The organism is Micromonospora sp. SL1-18, assembly GCF_047921505.1.
In the GTDB taxonomy this organism is placed as follows: Bacteria; Actinomycetota; Actinomycetes; order Mycobacteriales; family Micromonosporaceae; genus Micromonospora.
On record NZ_JBLROA010000003.1, the window covers coordinates 31,494 to 46,252 of the forward strand.

The following is a 14,759-nucleotide window of genomic DNA, read 5'->3' on the forward strand; positions in this document are numbered from 1 at the left end:
CCGGTGACCTCGACCGGCCCGCCCCAACAAGCTTCCGACTTGCCGGCGGGCAGTGCCAGAACCCTGCCCTGCCCACGGGGTCGTTCGGCAGCGGGGGCGGGTCGGCGGACGAACGGGGAATCCACACGATGTGGACAGCGGCCGGGAATGTGGTGCGGGCGGAGCTGCGGCTGCCCGACGGGACCGTACGCTCGGCCGTGCGCGCCGAGGACATGTTCTTCTTCTGGTACCTGGCCAATGAGAGCGTCGACCCGCCGACCTTGGTCGGGTATGACGCCGCCGGGAACGTGGTGGCGGAAGATCCGCTGCCCAACCTGATTACGGGCGTGGACTTCCGCACCGGCGGTTGGTCCTTCACGATGTACGCCGGCCCTGGCGCGCGGCAACGCGCCAGGGCCGGCGTCGTGGGCGGTCAGCCGACCGCGGTCACCTCCAGCAGCAGGGCCTGTTCGGGGTGCAGGGCGGGCACCTGCACCCCGACCGTCCCCAGCACCGCCCCGCTCAGCGTCACCCCGCCGGAGCCCAGCCAGGCCGGCTCGGTCACCTGCAACACCGCCGGCTCCGGCACTCCGGCCGCCGGGCGCACCGCGTACCGGCGGGACCGGTCCAGCCCGGGAAGGCGGACCGGGCCCGGCACCTCGGCGACCGAGGTGGTCAGGCGGGAGATCGCGTACACCGCGTGGGAGCGGTCGTGGGCGACCACGCCGTGCGCCTGGACGGCCGGGTCCGGGTGGTCGACCCGGACCACCCGACCGCCGTGCAGCAGTGGGCGGAGCCGCTTGTGCAGCGCGACCCAGGCGGCGAGTTCGGCGCGTTCGGTCGTGCTGATCGCGCTGATGTCCCACTCGATGCCGTGGTGGCCGAAGAACGCGGAGACCGCCCGGAAGCCCAGGTCGTGCACCCGGTGGGTGGTGTGCGAGCGTTCCGGTCCGATGTGGGTGCCGATCAGTTCGGGCGGCAGCAGCAGGCCGGTCCAGCGCTGGATCGACAGCCGCTCCAGGGCGTCGTTGCAGTCGCTGGCCCAGACCCGATCGGTGCGTCGCAGAATCTCCAGGTCGACCCGGGCGCCGCCGGACGAGCAGCTCTCGATCTCCACCCCCGGGTGCCGGACCCGCAGCTCGTCCAGCAGCCGGTAGACCGCCACGGTCTGCGCGTGCACCCCGGGCCGGCCGCCGTGCCCGGCCTCGGTGAGGTCCCGGTTTTGGTCCCACTTCAGGTACGCGATGCCGTCGTTCTCGGTGAGCACCGCGTCCAGCCGCCCCAGCACGTGGGCGTAGGCGTCGGGGTGGGCGAGGTCGAGCACCTGCTGGTGCCGCCACTCGGGCGGCAGCCGGCCCGGCGCCTGGAGCACCCAGTCGGGGTGGGCCCGGAACAGGTCCGAGTCGGGGTTGACCATCTCCGGCTCGACCCAGAGCCCGAACTGCATCCCGTGCTTGCTGACGTGGTCGATGAGCGGTTGCAGCCCGTCGGGCCAGACGTCGCCGTCGACCCACCAGTCGCCGAGCCCGGCCCGGTCGTGGCGGCGGCCCCGGAACCAGCCGTCGTCGAGCACGAAGCGTTCCACGCCCACCTCGGCGGCCCGGTCGGCGAGGCCCTTGAGCCGGTCCAGGTCGTGGTCGAAGTAGACCGCCTCCCAGACGTTCAGCGTCACCGGCCGCGGGGTGCGCGGATGCTGCGGCCGGGCCCGCAGGTGGGTGTGCAGCGCGTCGCTCAGCCCGTCCAGCCCGTCGGTCGAGTGGACCGCGTAGAGCAGGGGAGTGGCGTACTCAGCGCCGGGGGCGAGCACGATCTCGCCGGGGGCGAGCAGTTCGCCGCCGCCGAGGGTGGACTCGCCGGTCGGGCGTCGCTCGGCCACGGTGACGTGGTCGCCGCTCCACGCGGTGTGTACCGCCCACACCTCGCCGTGGCCGAAGCCGAAGCCCGGCGTGCCGGCCACCAGCAGCAGTGTGGCGTCGTGGCCGGTCCGGCCGTGCCGGCCCTCGCGTACCCAGGCGCCCATCGGCCACGGGTGCCGTTGCGGGCTGCGTTCCCGGCACCAGCGGCCGGTCAGGTCGAGCAGTTCGGTGGCCACCGCCGGGACCGGCAGCACCGGGGTCAGCTCCCGCACCTCGTACGGCCGGTCGCCGTCGTTGCGCAGCCGGTGCCGCAGCGTCAGCACCCCGACCGGGTCGAGCGTGATCTCGACGGTCAGGGACAGTGCCGCGCCCGGGTCCGCCGCCCGCACGGTCACCCGCGCCGCCCCGGCCAGATCGTCGAGCACCTCCACTGCGGTGAGGCGGAAGGCGGTGGACCAGTCCCGGCTGTCGCGGTGCCCGGACAGGCCGGGCCGTCCGCCCCAGCCGGCGCTCGCCTCGGGCAGTAGCGACAGCACCGTCGGCGTGTCGAAGCTGCTCGGCACCACCGGCGGGAGGGTGGCGTCGACCAGGGCGGGCAGCTCGTCGGCGGGCAGCGGGCCGAGGTCGGCGCCCCAGTGCACGATGCGGGGCAGGCCCGGTCCGCGCGCGTCGAGCACGAGGCTGGCCCGCCCGCGGCGCAGGTGGACGATGGTCATCCTTTGCTGGCTCCTAGGGTGAGGCCCCGGACGAACTGCTTCTGCAACAGGAAGAAGATCACCAGGGTGGGGATGGCGACCAGCACGGAGCCGGCCGAGACGAGGTTGTTGTCGGTGAAGAACTCGCCGCGCAGGTTGTTCAGCGAACTCGTCACCGGGAACTTGTCGCCGGAGCGCATCAGCACGGTGGCCCAGAAGAACTCGTTGTAGATCCAGGTGACCTCGAGGGTGGCCAGCGCGGCCAGGGCCGGCCGGCACAGCGGCATGGTCACCTGCCAGTACTGCCGCCATACGCCGGCACCGTCGACCATCGCCGCCTCGTACAGCTCGTGCGGCAGCGCCTTCATGTAGTTGCTCAGCACGAACACGCAGAAGCCGCACTGGAAGGCGACGTTGACCAGGATCAGCCCCCAGTAGCTGTCGTAGAGCAGCTCCGAGTCGCTCATCCACAGCGGCAGCGGGATCTGGGTGAACATCCGGAACAGCGGGATCAGCAGCGCCTGCTGTGGCAGCAGGTTCGCCGCGGTGAACAGGCCGAGCAGGACGATGTTGAACTTCCAGCTGAACCGGGCGATCACGAACGCCACGCAGGAGGCGAGGAAGAGCGTCAGCAGCACCGCCGGCACCGTGATGTAGATGGAGTTGAGGAAGTGCTTGCCGAACTCGGCGGTGCGCCAGGCGGTGACGTAGTTGTCGATGGTCCAGCCGCCGAGGGAGACGTAGCCGTGGGTGGCGGTGTACTGGTAGGAGCGCAGCGAGGTCAGCACTGCCCAGAGGATCGGGAAGAGCCAGCCGACGGCCACCGTAACCAGGAAGAGGTGCAGGACCAACCGGGTGCGCCGCGGGCGGTGGTGCCCGGCCGGCGCGGCGGTCGTGGGCTCGCGGGTCAGGACCGTGGTCGTCATCGGCGATCCTCCCGCATGACGGTGAACAGATAGACGGTGATGAAGACCAGGGAGACGACCAGCATGATCGTCGCCAGCGCGGAGCCGAAGCCGATCCGGCTGGCCTCGCCCACCACGTTCGAGGTGACCAGCGAGGAGAGTAGCTCCAGGCCGTTGCGGCCCTTGTTGATGACCCAGACCAGGTCGAACGCGCGTAGCGACTCGATCACCGTCACGACCAGCACGATGATGTTGATCGGTCGCATCACCGGGAAGACGATCCGGAAGAAGGTGCTGACCTCGGAGGAGCCGTCCACGGCGGCCGCCTCGCGCAGTGACGGGTCGACGCCCTTCAGACCGGCCAGGTAGAGCAGCATGATGTAGCCGACGTGCCGCCAGCCGGCGGCGACGAGCACCGCCCAGATGTTCACGTGCGGGTCTCCGTACCAGTCGGTGTGGCTGCCGAGCAGCGCGTTGAGCAGGCCCTGGTCGCGGCTGTAGATGAGCTGCCAGACGAAGCCGATCAGCGCCAGGGACAGTACCACCGGCAGGTAGAGCGCGGTCTGGTAGAACCTGCTGCCGCGCAGTTCCTTGTCGAGCAGCACGGCGAGGAACATCCCGAACGGGGTGGCCACGACGAAGAGCGCGGCCAGCCAGAGCAGGTTGTTCTGGATCGCCGGTACGAACGGCGGGTAGATGTTCACCACGTCGTCGTAGTTCTTCAGGCCGACCCAGTCGATCTGGTCGAGCGAGCCGATGCCGTCCCAGTTCGTACCGGAGAGCAGCACGGTGGCCAGCGCCGGCAGCCAGACCAGGCTGGTCACCAGCAGCAGGGGTACGAGCACCATCAGCGTGATCACCACGCGGTCGGTGCGGGACAGGAGCCGTAGCCGGCGGCCGCGACCACCCGTGGAGGTGGTCGCGGCCGCCGGTGGCACGGCGCGATCCGTATGGATCAGGGGCAGGTCGGACATGGTGTCCTCCGCCTTTCCGCCGTCAGCTGGTGAAGATGGACTTCTTCTGGTTCTCGATGCTGGTCAGCAGCCCACTGATGTCCTTCGGGTTCTTGATGAACTGCTGGATCGCCGGGATGATCACCGTCGAGGCGAAGTCCGGCCGGGTGTCCCGGTCGAGGAACTGGGCGATCTCGGTCGCCGAGCCGACCAGCTCGGCCGCCTTGCGCTGCAGGGCGCTGTAGCCGCTGGTGTCCGCGCCGGTGTTGGCGACCAGGGTGCCGGGGTCGTTCTTCACGGAGATGTTCGCGCCGTCGACACTGCCGATGTACTCCAGCAGCTTCTTGGCGTTGGCCTCGGACTTCGGCTTGCGGGCCATCATGTAGCCGTCGATCGGCGCGTCCAGGGCCCCGGCCCCGATGGTCGAGTCGATCTCGGGGAAGGTGAAGAAGTCGATGTCGTCCTGCTCGTTCTCGTTGAACTGCTGGGCGACGAAGAGGCCGAGCAGGTACATGCCGCTCTTCTTCTGCTGCAACGACTGGGCGGCTTCCTGCCAGGTCCGGCCGAGGGCGTCCGGCTGGTGGATCGGGAGCAGCCCGGCCCAGGTGTCGAAGACCTTCTTCACCTTGTCGGAGGTCCACGCCTCCTTGCCGGCCATCAGGTCGATGTGGAACTGGTAGCCGTTGATCCGCAGGTTGAGGATGTCGAAGGTGCCCATCGCCGGCCAGCCGTCCTTGTCGGCGAAGGCGATCGGGGCGAGGCCGTCCTTCTTCATCTGCGCGCCGAGGGCGTTCAGGTCGTCGAGGGTCTTCGGCACCTGGTAGCCGTGCTGCTGCCATACCGACTTGCGGTAGAAGACCGCCCACGGGTAGTACGACAACGGCACGAAGTACTGCTTGCCGTCGTCACCGGTCGAGGCCTTCTTGAACGCGTCGGAGTACCCGGAGAACTTGCTCCAGACGTCGCTGACGTCGCCGGCCAGGCCCTTTTCGGCGAAGAACCGCATGCGGTAGCCGGCGAACCAGGTGAACAGGTCGTCCGGCTTGCCCTGCAGGTAGTTGTTGATGTTCTCCTGGAACGTGTTGTGGTCGACCGTGTTGATGTTGACCTGGATGCCGGACGCTTTCTGGAAGCTGGCCGTCAACTCGGCGAGGACCTTCTTCGGCGTCGGGTCCGAGGCGTTCGAGCCGAACGACACGGGCTGCTTGGAGTCGGCGCCGGAGCCGGAGCCGGAACCGGAGCCGCAGCCCGCGAGCATCCCCGTGCCGAGCAACGCGCCCGCGCCGGCGGCACCGGCGAGCAGTGAGCGGCGGTTCAGGCCGGCGACGGACGGGGGTACGAGTCGGGCGAGGTATTCGGCTTGCGATTGCGGACGGGACATGATTCCTCCTGGCTTGGCAGAGGTGCGCTGCGCCCAACGGCCCTGTTGGTGGTGGGGGTCGGTGTTCGCGCCGGGCCGAGGTAGATCCACCGTGAATCCACATGTCCGAACACAAACAGCCGGTGGCGGTTGAAGCTACCTCGTGGTTCCGCGCTGTCAAGAGGGGAGTAGGCAGCGATAACCCAGTTGTGACCTGGCTGTTGCGCGGCAAGCGCGGGAATCCCGGCCGATGTTGGAACGTGTTGACTTGGTTGCGGTTCGGGGGCACTCTTTGCTGTCATGCGGAACTGGCACGGCGAGGGCATCTGGTACGGCGCCGACTACAACCCGGAACAATGGCCCGAGGAGACCTGGGCCGAGGACGTCGCGCTGATGAGCCGGGCCGGGGTCAACCTCGTCTCCGTTGGGATCTTCTCCTGGGCCTTGCTGGAACCCGCACCCGGCCGTTACGAGTTCGACTGGCTGGACCGGGCCCTGGACCTGCTGCACGCCGGCGGAATCGACGTGGACCTGGCCACCGCCACCGCCAGCCCGCCGCCGTGGCTGGCGCACCGGCATGCGGAGACGCTGCCCCGCCGCGCCGACGGCACGATCCTGTGGCCGGGCGGGCGGCAGGCGTACTGCCCCAGCTCGCCGATCTTCCGGGAGCGTTCGCTCGCCCTGGTCGAGGCCGTCGCCGGCCGGTACGCCGACCATCCGGCCGTGGTGATGTGGCACGTCTCCAACGAACTCGGCTGCCACAACGTGCACTGCTACTGCGATGTCAGCGCCGAGGCGTTCCGCCGCTGGTTGCGCGAGCGTTACGGCGACCTGGACACGCTCAACGCCGCCTGGGGCACCACGTTCTGGAGCCAGCGCTACCACGACTGGGCCGAGATCAACCCGCCGCGTAGTGCGCCAACCTTCGCCAACCCCACCCAACAGCTGGACTTCCTGCGCTTCTCCTCGGACGAGCAGCGGGCCCAGCTGCGCGCCGAGCGGGAGCTGCTGACCCGGCTCGCCCCCCAGCCGGTCACCACGAACTTCATGATCGGCACCGGCATCAAGTATATGGACTACCACTCCTGGGCATCCGACGTGGACCTGGTCGCCAACGACCACTATCTCGTGGCCGCCCATCCGCGGCCGCACGTCGAGCTGGCGTTGGCCGCCGATCACACCCGGGGCGTCGCCGGCGGCGGGCCCTGGCTGCTGATGGAACACTCCACCAGCGCGGTCAACTGGCAGCCGCGCAACGTCGCCAAGACCCCCGGCCAGCTGCGGCGCAACAGCCTCGCGCACGTGGCCCGCGGCGCCGACGGGGTGCTGTTCTTCCAGTGGCGGGCCTCGCGGGCGGGCGCGGAGAAGTTCCACTCCGCGCTGGTGCCGCACGCCGGCTCGGAGACCAAGGTGTTCGGCGAGGTGTGCCGGCTCGGCGCCGACCTGAAGGCGCTCGCCGAGGTACGCGGCAGCCGGGTCGAGGCCGACGTGGCGATCCTGTTCGACTACGAGGCCTGGTGGGGCGTCGAGCTGGACTCCCACCCCAGCGTCGATGTCACGTACGTCGACCGGCTCGCCGCCCTCCACGGCGCGCTCTGGCGGGCCGGGGTCACCGCCGACGTGGTGCACCCGTCGGCCGACCTGTCCCGCTACCGGCTGGTCCTGGTGCCCACCCTCTACCTGGTCCGTGACGCGCACGCCGCGGCCCTGCGGCGGTACGTCGCGGCGGGCGGGACGGCGCTCGTCACCTACTTCAGCGGCATCGTCGACGAGCACGACCACATCCGCCTCGGCGGCTACCCGGGCGCGTTCCGTGACCTGCTCGGGGTGCGGACCGAGGAGTTCTTCCCGCTGCCCGCCGACGAGCGGGTACACCTCGACGACGGCGCGACCGCCGATGTGTGGACCGAGTGGCTGCACGCCGAGGGGGCGGAGGTGCTCTCCTCGTACGCCGACGGGCCGCTGTCCGGGGTGCCCGCGCTGACCCGGCACGCCGTCGGCGTCGGAGCCGCCTGGTACGTCGGCACCCGGCTCGACGAGGCGGCCACCGACCGCCTGGTGGCCCGGCTGCTCACCGAGGCCGGGGTCCGGCCGCCGGTGCCCGCGCCCGCGGGGGTGGAGGTGGTCCGGCGGCGCTCCGCCGACCGGAGCTGGCTCTTCGTCATCAACCACACCGACGCCGAGGCCCGGGTGGCCGTCACCGGCACCGAACTGCTCGGCGGCGGCCGGTGCGTCAGCGAGCTGGTCGTGCCGGCCGGCGAGGTGGCGGTGGTCCGTGAGGAGCCCGCGAAGGAGGTCCGATGCTCGTCCAGCAACGGCAGAACGCCATCCTGGAGCTGATCCGCCAGCGCGGCGGCGTCCGGGTCAGCCACCTGGTCGAGCGGTTCGGGGTGTCGGACATGACGATCCGGCGGGACCTGGAGGTGCTTGCCGAACGGGGACTGGTCGACAAGGTCCACGGCGGGGCGACCCTCGCCGGCCCCGGGTCGGCCGAGGAGCCCGGCTTCGCCGCGAAGTCGATCCGGCAGCAGGCCGAGAAGCAGGCCATCGCCGAGCGGGCCGCCCGCCTGGTCGAGCCCGGGATGGCGATCGCGCTCTCCGCCGGCACCACCACCGCCGCCCTCGCCGCCCGGCTGGCCGAGGTCCGCGGCCTCACCGTGGTGACCAACTCGATCCCGGTCGCCGACGCCCTCTACCACGATCCCCGCGCCGACCAGACCGTCGTGCTCACCGGCGGCCTCCGTACGCCCTCGGACGCGCTGACCGGGCCGGTGGCCGAGGCGGCCATCGCCGCCCTCAACGTCGACCTGCTCTTCCTCGGGGTGCACGGGATGAGCCCGAGGATCGGCTTCACCACCCCGAACCTGCTGGAGGCGGCGGTCAACCGGCGGTTGATCGACGCCGCCCGGCGGCTCGTCGTGCTCGCCGACCACACCAAGTGGGAGACCATCGGGATCGCCACCATCGCCTCGTTGGCGGAGGCCGACGTGCTCATCACCGACGGCGGGCTGCCGCCGGAGGCGCGCCGGCAGATCGGCGAGCACGTCGGCGAACTGCTCGTCGTCGACGTCGTCTGAGCCCACGTACGCAAACGGTGCGTTCACAGACACTTCACAGCCGTCGAGGTTAGGGTGCCCTTCGTGGCCCGCGCTCCAAGGTGGAGCGTGCCGAAGGTGGAAGCGGAGTGTCGATGGTCTTCAAGAAGATGCTGAGCGCGTTCGGTGTGGGCGGCCCGAGCGTCGACACCGTGCTGGCCAACCCGAACACCCGACCCGGCCTCACCCTCGACGGGCACGTCAACCTGGTCGGCGGCGACGCGCCCGCCAGCATCGAGCAGATCAGCGTCGGCCTGGTCACGCGGGTGGAAGTCGAGAGCGGCGGCGCCGAACACGCCGGCCTGGTGGAGTTCCACCGGCTGCCGGTCAGCGGCCGGCTGGAGCTGGCCCCGAAGCAGCAGCTCGCCATCCCCTTCAAGCTCGCGGTGCCGTGGGAGACCCCGGTGACCGACGTCTACGGGCAGCGGCTGCACGGCATGACCATGGGGCTACGTACCGAGGTGGCGGTGGCCCGGGCGGTCGACAAGAGCGACCTGGACCACGTGGCGGTGCACCCGCTGCCGATCCACGAGCGGATCCTCGAAGCCTTCCAGGCGCTCGGGTTCGGGTTCAAGCACGCAGACCTGGAGCGTGGCCACCTCTACGGCGTGCAGCAGACGCTGCCGTTCTACCAGGAGATCGAGTTCTTCGCCGCGCCGCAGTACGCCCAGGTCGTGAACGAGGTCGAGCTGACCTTCGTGACGAGCCAGCAAGGGGTGGACGTGATCCTGGAGTGCGACAAGCGCGGCGGCTTCTTCACCGGGGGGCAGGACGTCATCGGCCGGTACGCCGTCCCGCACGGCGACGCCGACCGGACCGACTGGGTCCAGGTGGTGGACGGCTGGCTGCGCGAGACCACCTCGCGTTACGGCAGCCTGCGCGCCCAGGGCTTCGGGATGCCGCCCGGCCACCCGGGTCACTACGGCCACCCGGGTCACCACGGCCACGCGGGCCAACGGGGGCCGGGGATGGGCGGCATGCTGGCCGCCGGCGCGGTCGGCGTGGTCGGCGGCATGGTCGCCGGTGAGCTGATCGGGGATGCTTTCGAAGGCTTCGGCGACGACGGTGGGGACTTCGAGTAGCCCGCGAGCGGAAGTGACGAACGACGACGGTGGCCCCGGGACGGATCCCGGGGCCACCGCCGCTCTCAGGTGTTGCTCACTCAACGCCGGGACGCTCGGCGCTCCGCAAAGGACCGCCGGGTCGTGCCGGCCTTGGACAGACCACGGCTCAGCAGGTAGGTACCGGTCAGGACGGTCAGGTACCACCACGCTAGGTTCGGGTTGGTGATCCTCAGCCCGCTGGTGATGGAACTGCTCCAGTACGACGTCACCACGACGATTGCGACAGCAAAGGCGTAGATCCAGAACTCGGTGGTCAGGAACGCCTGCTTCGTCTCGGTGCCCGGAGACCGTTCCCGGAAGCCGTCGTGCATCATCGGCATCGGGCGGGTCTCCTGCATCGCCGCCCGTTCGGGTGTCTCCTGCATCGCCCGGTTGGGGACCTCCTGCGGCGGCCGGTTGATCGGCCTGGTGGAGGCAGCCTGCGTGCTCATCTTGTCCTCCTCGGATGCGATGAGTTGCTCACCCGCCCCGCTACCGCGTTTCGGCCACGGCACGGTTCGCGTTTCGTGGCGGGGGCACCCCGCGTCTACCCGTGGCCTCCGGAGAGGTAACACCGATCCGCGGCCGGATGTGGTCTCGTACGGGACCGTGGTGACGCCGTAGCGGGGCCATAGGGGTCCGGACGTCCGGTCCGTGGACGTATGCCGGGGTCTGCCGCCGATGTCGGTCCGCGGACGACCCGGCCGGGGTTTGGACCGCCGGTCGCCGGGCACGCAACACGGATCCCGAGAACGCTGCGAGGTGGTTGACGTGCGTGAGGACGACATGCGGCAGGAGGCCGCGCGGCGGGCCGAGGAGCGGGTCGCCGGCGGCGTGTACGGCGAGGGCGCGCTCGACGAGGTCACGGTGCCGCAGACGGACGTGTTGCGGGTGATCCAGGAGGAGGATCCGGACGACCCGGCGCACGTCCCGATCGACCCGAACGTGTTGCGCGACGGCGGGCCGACCCGGGGGCAGGGTGCGGTCACCACGACCGGGGGCACCGCCGGCCCGGCCAGCGCCCGCCGGTTGGCCCGGCAGCCGGAGCGGCACCGGGGGAAGGTGGCTCCGACCACCACCGGCGACGCGACCACCGGCGGCCTGAGCACCCCGGCCAGCGGCTCGACCAGCGACGCGTCGTCGCCCGGCAGCCAGGTCGGCAACTTCACCAACGAATGACCCACCCACGCCGGGGCGGGCACCCTCCGGGGCGCCCGCCCCTCGTTGATCAGGGGGCGCGGAGGATGCCGAGGCGCTGGGTGGCGCGGGTGAGGGCGACGTAGAGGTCGCTGTGGCCGCGCGGCGACTCGGCGACGATCCGCTCCGGCTCCACCACCAGCACCGAGTCGAACTCCAGGCCCTTGGCCTGCTCGGTGGTGAGCACCACCACCCGGCTCGCCAGCTCCGGCTGCTCGCCGACCGCGGCCTCCGGCAACGCGGCGGTGACGGTCGCGCCCAACTCGACCACCCGGCCGGCCGGCACGATCACCCCGAGCCGCCCGTCGGCCAGCCCGGCCGCCTCCCGCGCCGCCGCCTCGACCAGCTCAGCGGCGAGCCGGTCAGCATCGACGGTACGGTCCCACGGCGGCACGCCGCTGGCGCGTACGGAGCGGGGTGGGCGCAGCGCCGGGTCGATCGCGGCGAGCACGTCGGCGGCGACGGCCATGATCTCGGCCGGCGTGCGGTAGCTGACGGTCAGCTCCGCCAGCCGCCACCGGCCCGCCACGTACGGTTCGAGCGCCTCGGACCAGGACGGCGTGCCGGCGAGGGCGCCGGTCTGTGCCACGTCGCCGACGATCGTCATCGACCGGCTCGGGCAGCGGCGCATCAGCAGCCGCCACGCCATCGGCGACAGCTCCTGCGCCTCGTCGACGATGACGTGCCCGAACGCCCAGCTCCGGTCGGCGGCGGCGCGCTGCGCGGTGGTCAGCCGCTCGGACTCCTCCTGCCGTTCCAGCAGGCGGTCGGCGTCGATCAGGTCGGTGACGCCGAGGATCTCGCCGCCGTCCGCCTCGTCCTCGACGTCGATCGAGCGGGAACCGCGGGCGATCTCCAGCACGCCCTCGGCGTACTCGCGTTGCAGCGACCGGATCCGCTCCCGGCGGGCCGCTGCGGCGCGTTCGTCCTCGCCCAGCAGCTCGGCCGCCTCGTCCAGCAGCGGCACGTCGGCCGGCGTCCAGCCGCCCGGCTCGCGGTGCAGCGACGCCCGCTCGGCGTCGGTGAGCATCGGCGCGGCGGTGGCGATCCGCCCCGGGTCGGCGTACAGGTCGGCGAGCAGGCGTTGCGGGGTGAGCACCGGCCACAGCTCGTCCAGTGCGGCGCGGACCTCGGGCTCCTCGTGCAGCTCCCGGCGGATCTCGGCGACATCGGCCTCGGAGAGCAGGTTCTCCCCGCCGAGCGGGTCGGCGCCGATCCGCTCGGCCACCCGGGCGGCGAGCGCGTGCACGATCTCGATGTCGAACAGCGCCCGGGCCAGGTTGTGCGGGCGGTTCGACCGCCGGACCCGCTCCCGGGCCTGGCGCACCACGGCCGGGTCGAGCGTGAGGATCTCCCGCTGCGGCAGCTCGATCTCCAGCGGCTCGTCGGGCACCCGCTGCCGGTCCCGTACGGCGTTGGCCAGCACCTCGACCATCACCGCGCGTCCCTTGAGCGCGGCGGTCCCGGCCGGCTCGGTCCGCCGGGCCTGCACTCCGGGGAAGAGGTCGGCCTGAGTACGCAGCAGTACGCCGGTCTCGGCCAGCGCCGGCAGCACCTGGGAGATGTAGCGCAGGAAGGTGGCGTTCGGGCCGACCAGCAGCACGCCCCGGGTGGAGAGCTGCTGGCGGTGGGTGTAGAGCAGGTACGCGGCGCGGTGCAGCGCCACCGCCGTCTTGCCGGTGCCCGGGCCGCCCTGCACCACCAGCATGCCCGGCAGGTCGGCCCGGATGATGTGGTCCTGCTCTGCCTGGATGGTCTCGACGATGTCGCGCATCCGGCCGGTGCGGCCCGCGTTGAGCGCGGCGAGCAGGGACGCCTCGCCGGTCAGCTCCTCGTGTGCGGTGGGGGAGGCGGTGGCGATGTCCAGCACCTCGTCGTTGAGCCCGGTGACCTTCCGTTCCCGGGTACGCAGGTGCCGCCGCCGGCGTACGCCCTGTGGGTTGGCGGCGGTGGCGAGGTAGAACGCGCGCGCCGCCGGGGCGCGCCAGTCCATCAGCAGCGGGTCGTAGTCGCCGCTTGTGTCGAAGATGCCGAGCCGGCCGATGTAGCGCGAGTCGTCGTCGCCGTCGAGGCGGCCGAAGCAGAGGCCGGCCTCCACCGCGGAGAACTGCTCGACCTGGTCGGCGTACATCCGGACGGCGGAGTCGCGCTGCGAGCGGGCCTGCAACGTGCCGCCGGTGGTCCGCAGCTCCTCGGTGAGCCGCCGGGCGGCCTGCTCGCGCATGCCGTCCAGCCGGTCGTAGAGCATTGAGACGTATTCCTGCTCGCGACCGATCTCGTCGTCCTGGTGCAGCTCATCCGATGCATCGGAGTGCGTTGACAAGCCAGCTCCTTGTTGGCTTAAAATCGCGAAAGGAATGGCTTTATATGACCATTCCTTTTGTGTTTGAACTGAGAAAGATACCGCGTGCCCCCGCCGGGAACCAAGAACGGGGGCCCGACCGGCTCGCGCCGACCGGACCCCCGACGGTCCGTGCTCCCGGGTCAGCCCTTGGCCACCTGGTAGAGCCGCTCCGGTGTCACCAGGCCGGCCAGCACCCGGCCGTCGTCGGTGAGCAGCACGTTGAACAGCTTCCCGGTCAGCAGCCGCCCGCTGCCCCAGTCACCGCTCACCTTCGGCAGCCCGCCGAGCACCTGAGCCACCGCGTCCGCGCCAGGCGCCGTCGACTTCGCGTCGGCCTTCGGGCCGCCGGCCAGGCCGGTCGCGTCGAGCCGCGCCACCACGACCGTGGTCCAGCCGGTGCCGACCGTACGCACGTCCCGGCCGTCCGGCCGCCGGTCGGGGTCCGGGAGGTGCTTCCCGGCCGGCCCGCGCTCGCCGGTCGCCTGCGCCTCGGTGACCTTGACGCCGGGCGGCGGGTTGAACCGGAACTGGTCCGCGTCCGGGGTGCGGAAGTCGACCTGGGTGAACGCCACCTCGAACGCCGGCCGGTCGGCGCTGTCGGCGAGCACCTCGAACCGCAGCGGCACGTGCTCCTTCGCGTCCAGCGCGATCCGCACCTCGTGCACGAGGGAGCCGGTGTCGCGCGGGCTGAGGATCAGCTCGTACGCGTCCCGCCCCGCCACCCGGGCGGAGCGGCCGACGGTGACCGCCGTGGTCGGGTCGATCGCGGCGAGCGCCCGGTCGGCGGCGTCGACCGGGGTTGCCGGCGCGGACGGCAGGCTCGCCTCGCCCGCCGGCAGCGCCCGGTGTGACGCGGTGTTGGTCCGGCTGTTCCACGTCCACACGTCCCGGCCGTTACGCAGCAGGTCCTGCTCGCCGAGCGTGTCGACCAGGGCGAGCCGCTGCCGGTCCGGGCCGGCGTACCAGACCCGCAGGGTGTGTGTGCCGGTGAGCAGGCTGGCCAGCTCGTTGCCGCTGGCCGCGCCGGCCAGGTCGGCGATCGGCGGCAGCCCGAGGTCGGCGCGCTGCACCACCGTGCCGGAGAGCCCGTCCAGGCGGGACGTGCGCAGGTCGTTCAGAAGTTCGGCCGCGGTGCGCGGCGGCAGGGCCGGCTCGGCCCCGGCGGCGAACGTGCCGACCGCGGCACCGCCGCCGATCACGGCGACCCCCGCGGTCACCGGGACCAGCCAGCGCAGCACGGCGCGGTTCTTGAGTATGGGCATGTTGGGCACC

The 14,759-nt window shown here is 71.5% G+C and carries 11 protein-coding genes; 4 read left to right on the forward strand and 7 right to left on the reverse strand.

Going from position 1 to position 14,759, the window contains the following annotated elements:
- Nucleotides 1-412 precede the first annotated feature (412 nt).
- The 4 genes from ACNAW0_RS01905 to ACNAW0_RS01920 are packed head-to-tail and all read right to left on the reverse strand — an operon-like array spanning nt 413 to nt 5,769.
- Nucleotides 413-2,551: an alpha-galactosidase gene (locus ACNAW0_RS01905; RefSeq protein WP_416285888.1), complete on the reverse strand. Its 2,139-nt coding sequence runs from the start codon at nt 2,549-2,551 to the stop codon at nt 413-415.
- Nucleotides 2,548-3,456, reverse strand: a complete 909-nt coding sequence (locus ACNAW0_RS01910) for a carbohydrate ABC transporter permease (protein WP_416285890.1) — start codon at nt 3,454-3,456, stop codon at nt 2,548-2,550. The genes ACNAW0_RS01905 and ACNAW0_RS01910 overlap by 4 nt, the downstream gene beginning before the upstream one ends.
- Nucleotides 3,453-4,409 carry a carbohydrate ABC transporter permease gene (locus tag ACNAW0_RS01915; protein WP_416285891.1) on the reverse strand — a complete coding sequence of 319 codons (957 nt, stop codon included), beginning with the start codon at nt 4,407-4,409 and terminating at the stop codon, nt 3,453-3,455. Before ACNAW0_RS01915 ends, ACNAW0_RS01910 begins: the two co-directional genes overlap by 4 nt.
- A gap of 22 nt (nt 4,410-4,431) precedes the next feature.
- Nucleotides 4,432-5,769, reverse strand: coding sequence for an ABC transporter substrate-binding protein (locus ACNAW0_RS01920; protein WP_416285892.1), 1,338 nt, complete (start codon nt 5,767-5,769; stop codon nt 4,432-4,434).
- A gap of 279 nt (nt 5,770-6,048) precedes the next feature.
- On the opposite strand from ACNAW0_RS01920, the gene ACNAW0_RS01925 reads away from it, so the two are divergent.
- The 3 genes from ACNAW0_RS01925 (at nt 6,049) to ACNAW0_RS01935 (ending at nt 9,925) form a co-directional block, all read left to right on the forward strand.
- Entirely contained in the window at nt 6,049-8,088 is a 2,040-nt protein-coding gene (locus tag ACNAW0_RS01925) for a beta-galactosidase (RefSeq protein ID WP_416285893.1), read from the forward strand.
- Entirely contained in the window at nt 8,049-8,825 is a 777-nt protein-coding gene (locus ACNAW0_RS01930) for a DeoR/GlpR family DNA-binding transcription regulator (protein WP_416285894.1), read from the forward strand. The genes ACNAW0_RS01925 and ACNAW0_RS01930 overlap by 40 nt, the downstream gene beginning before the upstream one ends.
- A 113-nt stretch (nt 8,826-8,938) precedes the next feature.
- Entirely contained in the window at nt 8,939-9,925 is a 987-nt protein-coding gene (locus tag ACNAW0_RS01935; RefSeq protein ID WP_416286019.1) for a sporulation protein, read from the forward strand.
- An 80-nt stretch (nt 9,926-10,005) separates the two neighbouring features.
- On the opposite strand, the gene ACNAW0_RS01940 is transcribed toward ACNAW0_RS01935, so the two are convergent.
- Nucleotides 10,006-10,398: a hypothetical protein gene (locus tag ACNAW0_RS01940; RefSeq protein ID WP_416285895.1), complete on the reverse strand. Its 393-nt coding sequence runs from the start codon at nt 10,396-10,398 to the stop codon at nt 10,006-10,008.
- 319 nt (nt 10,399-10,717) lie between these two features.
- On the opposite strand from ACNAW0_RS01940, the gene ACNAW0_RS01945 reads away from it, so the two are divergent.
- Nucleotides 10,718-11,125 carry a hypothetical protein gene (locus tag ACNAW0_RS01945; RefSeq protein ID WP_416285896.1) on the forward strand — a complete coding sequence of 136 codons (408 nt, stop codon included), beginning with the start codon at nt 10,718-10,720 and terminating at the stop codon, nt 11,123-11,125.
- A gap of 49 nt (nt 11,126-11,174) precedes the next feature.
- Here the strand turns inward: ACNAW0_RS01945 and ACNAW0_RS01950 are convergent, their stop codons facing one another.
- Together ACNAW0_RS01950 and ACNAW0_RS01955 are read right to left on the reverse strand one after the other, a co-directional pair.
- Nucleotides 11,175-13,391, reverse strand: a complete 2,217-nt coding sequence (locus ACNAW0_RS01950) for a HelD family protein (RefSeq protein ID WP_416286020.1) — start codon at nt 13,389-13,391, stop codon at nt 11,175-11,177.
- 236 nt (nt 13,392-13,627) lie between these two features.
- Nucleotides 13,628-14,749, reverse strand: a complete 1,122-nt coding sequence (locus ACNAW0_RS01955) for a LolA family protein (RefSeq protein ID WP_416285897.1) — start codon at nt 14,747-14,749, stop codon at nt 13,628-13,630.
- Between the last annotated feature and the right edge of the window lie 10 nt (nt 14,750-14,759).

Bases quoted from the DNA above. Each gene is read 5' to 3' on its own strand.
- ACNAW0_RS01905 (WP_416285888.1), bottom strand. From the start codon at position 2,551: ATGACCATCGTCCACCTGCGCCGCGGGCGGGCCAGCCTCGTGCTCGAC.
- ACNAW0_RS01910 (WP_416285890.1), bottom strand. From the start codon at position 3,456: ATGACGACCACGGTCCTGACCCGCGAGCCCACGACCGCCGCGCCGGCC.
- ACNAW0_RS01915 (WP_416285891.1), bottom strand. From the start codon at position 4,409: ATGTCCGACCTGCCCCTGATCCATACGGATCGCGCCGTGCCACCGGCG.
- ACNAW0_RS01920 (WP_416285892.1), bottom strand. From the start codon at position 5,769: ATGTCCCGTCCGCAATCGCAAGCCGAATACCTCGCCCGACTCGTACCC.
- ACNAW0_RS01925 (WP_416285893.1), top strand. From the start codon at position 6,049: ATGCGGAACTGGCACGGCGAGGGCATCTGGTACGGCGCCGACTACAAC.
- ACNAW0_RS01930 (WP_416285894.1), top strand. From the start codon at position 8,049: ATGCTCGTCCAGCAACGGCAGAACGCCATCCTGGAGCTGATCCGCCAG.
- ACNAW0_RS01935 (WP_416286019.1), top strand. From the start codon at position 8,939: ATGGTCTTCAAGAAGATGCTGAGCGCGTTCGGTGTGGGCGGCCCGAGC.
- ACNAW0_RS01940 (WP_416285895.1), bottom strand. From the start codon at position 10,398: ATGAGCACGCAGGCTGCCTCCACCAGGCCGATCAACCGGCCGCCGCAG.
- ACNAW0_RS01950 (WP_416286020.1), bottom strand. From the start codon at position 13,391: ATGCTCTACGACCGGCTGGACGGCATGCGCGAGCAGGCCGCCCGGCGG.
- ACNAW0_RS01955 (WP_416285897.1), bottom strand. From the start codon at position 14,749: ATGCCCATACTCAAGAACCGCGCCGTGCTGCGCTGGCTGGTCCCGGTG.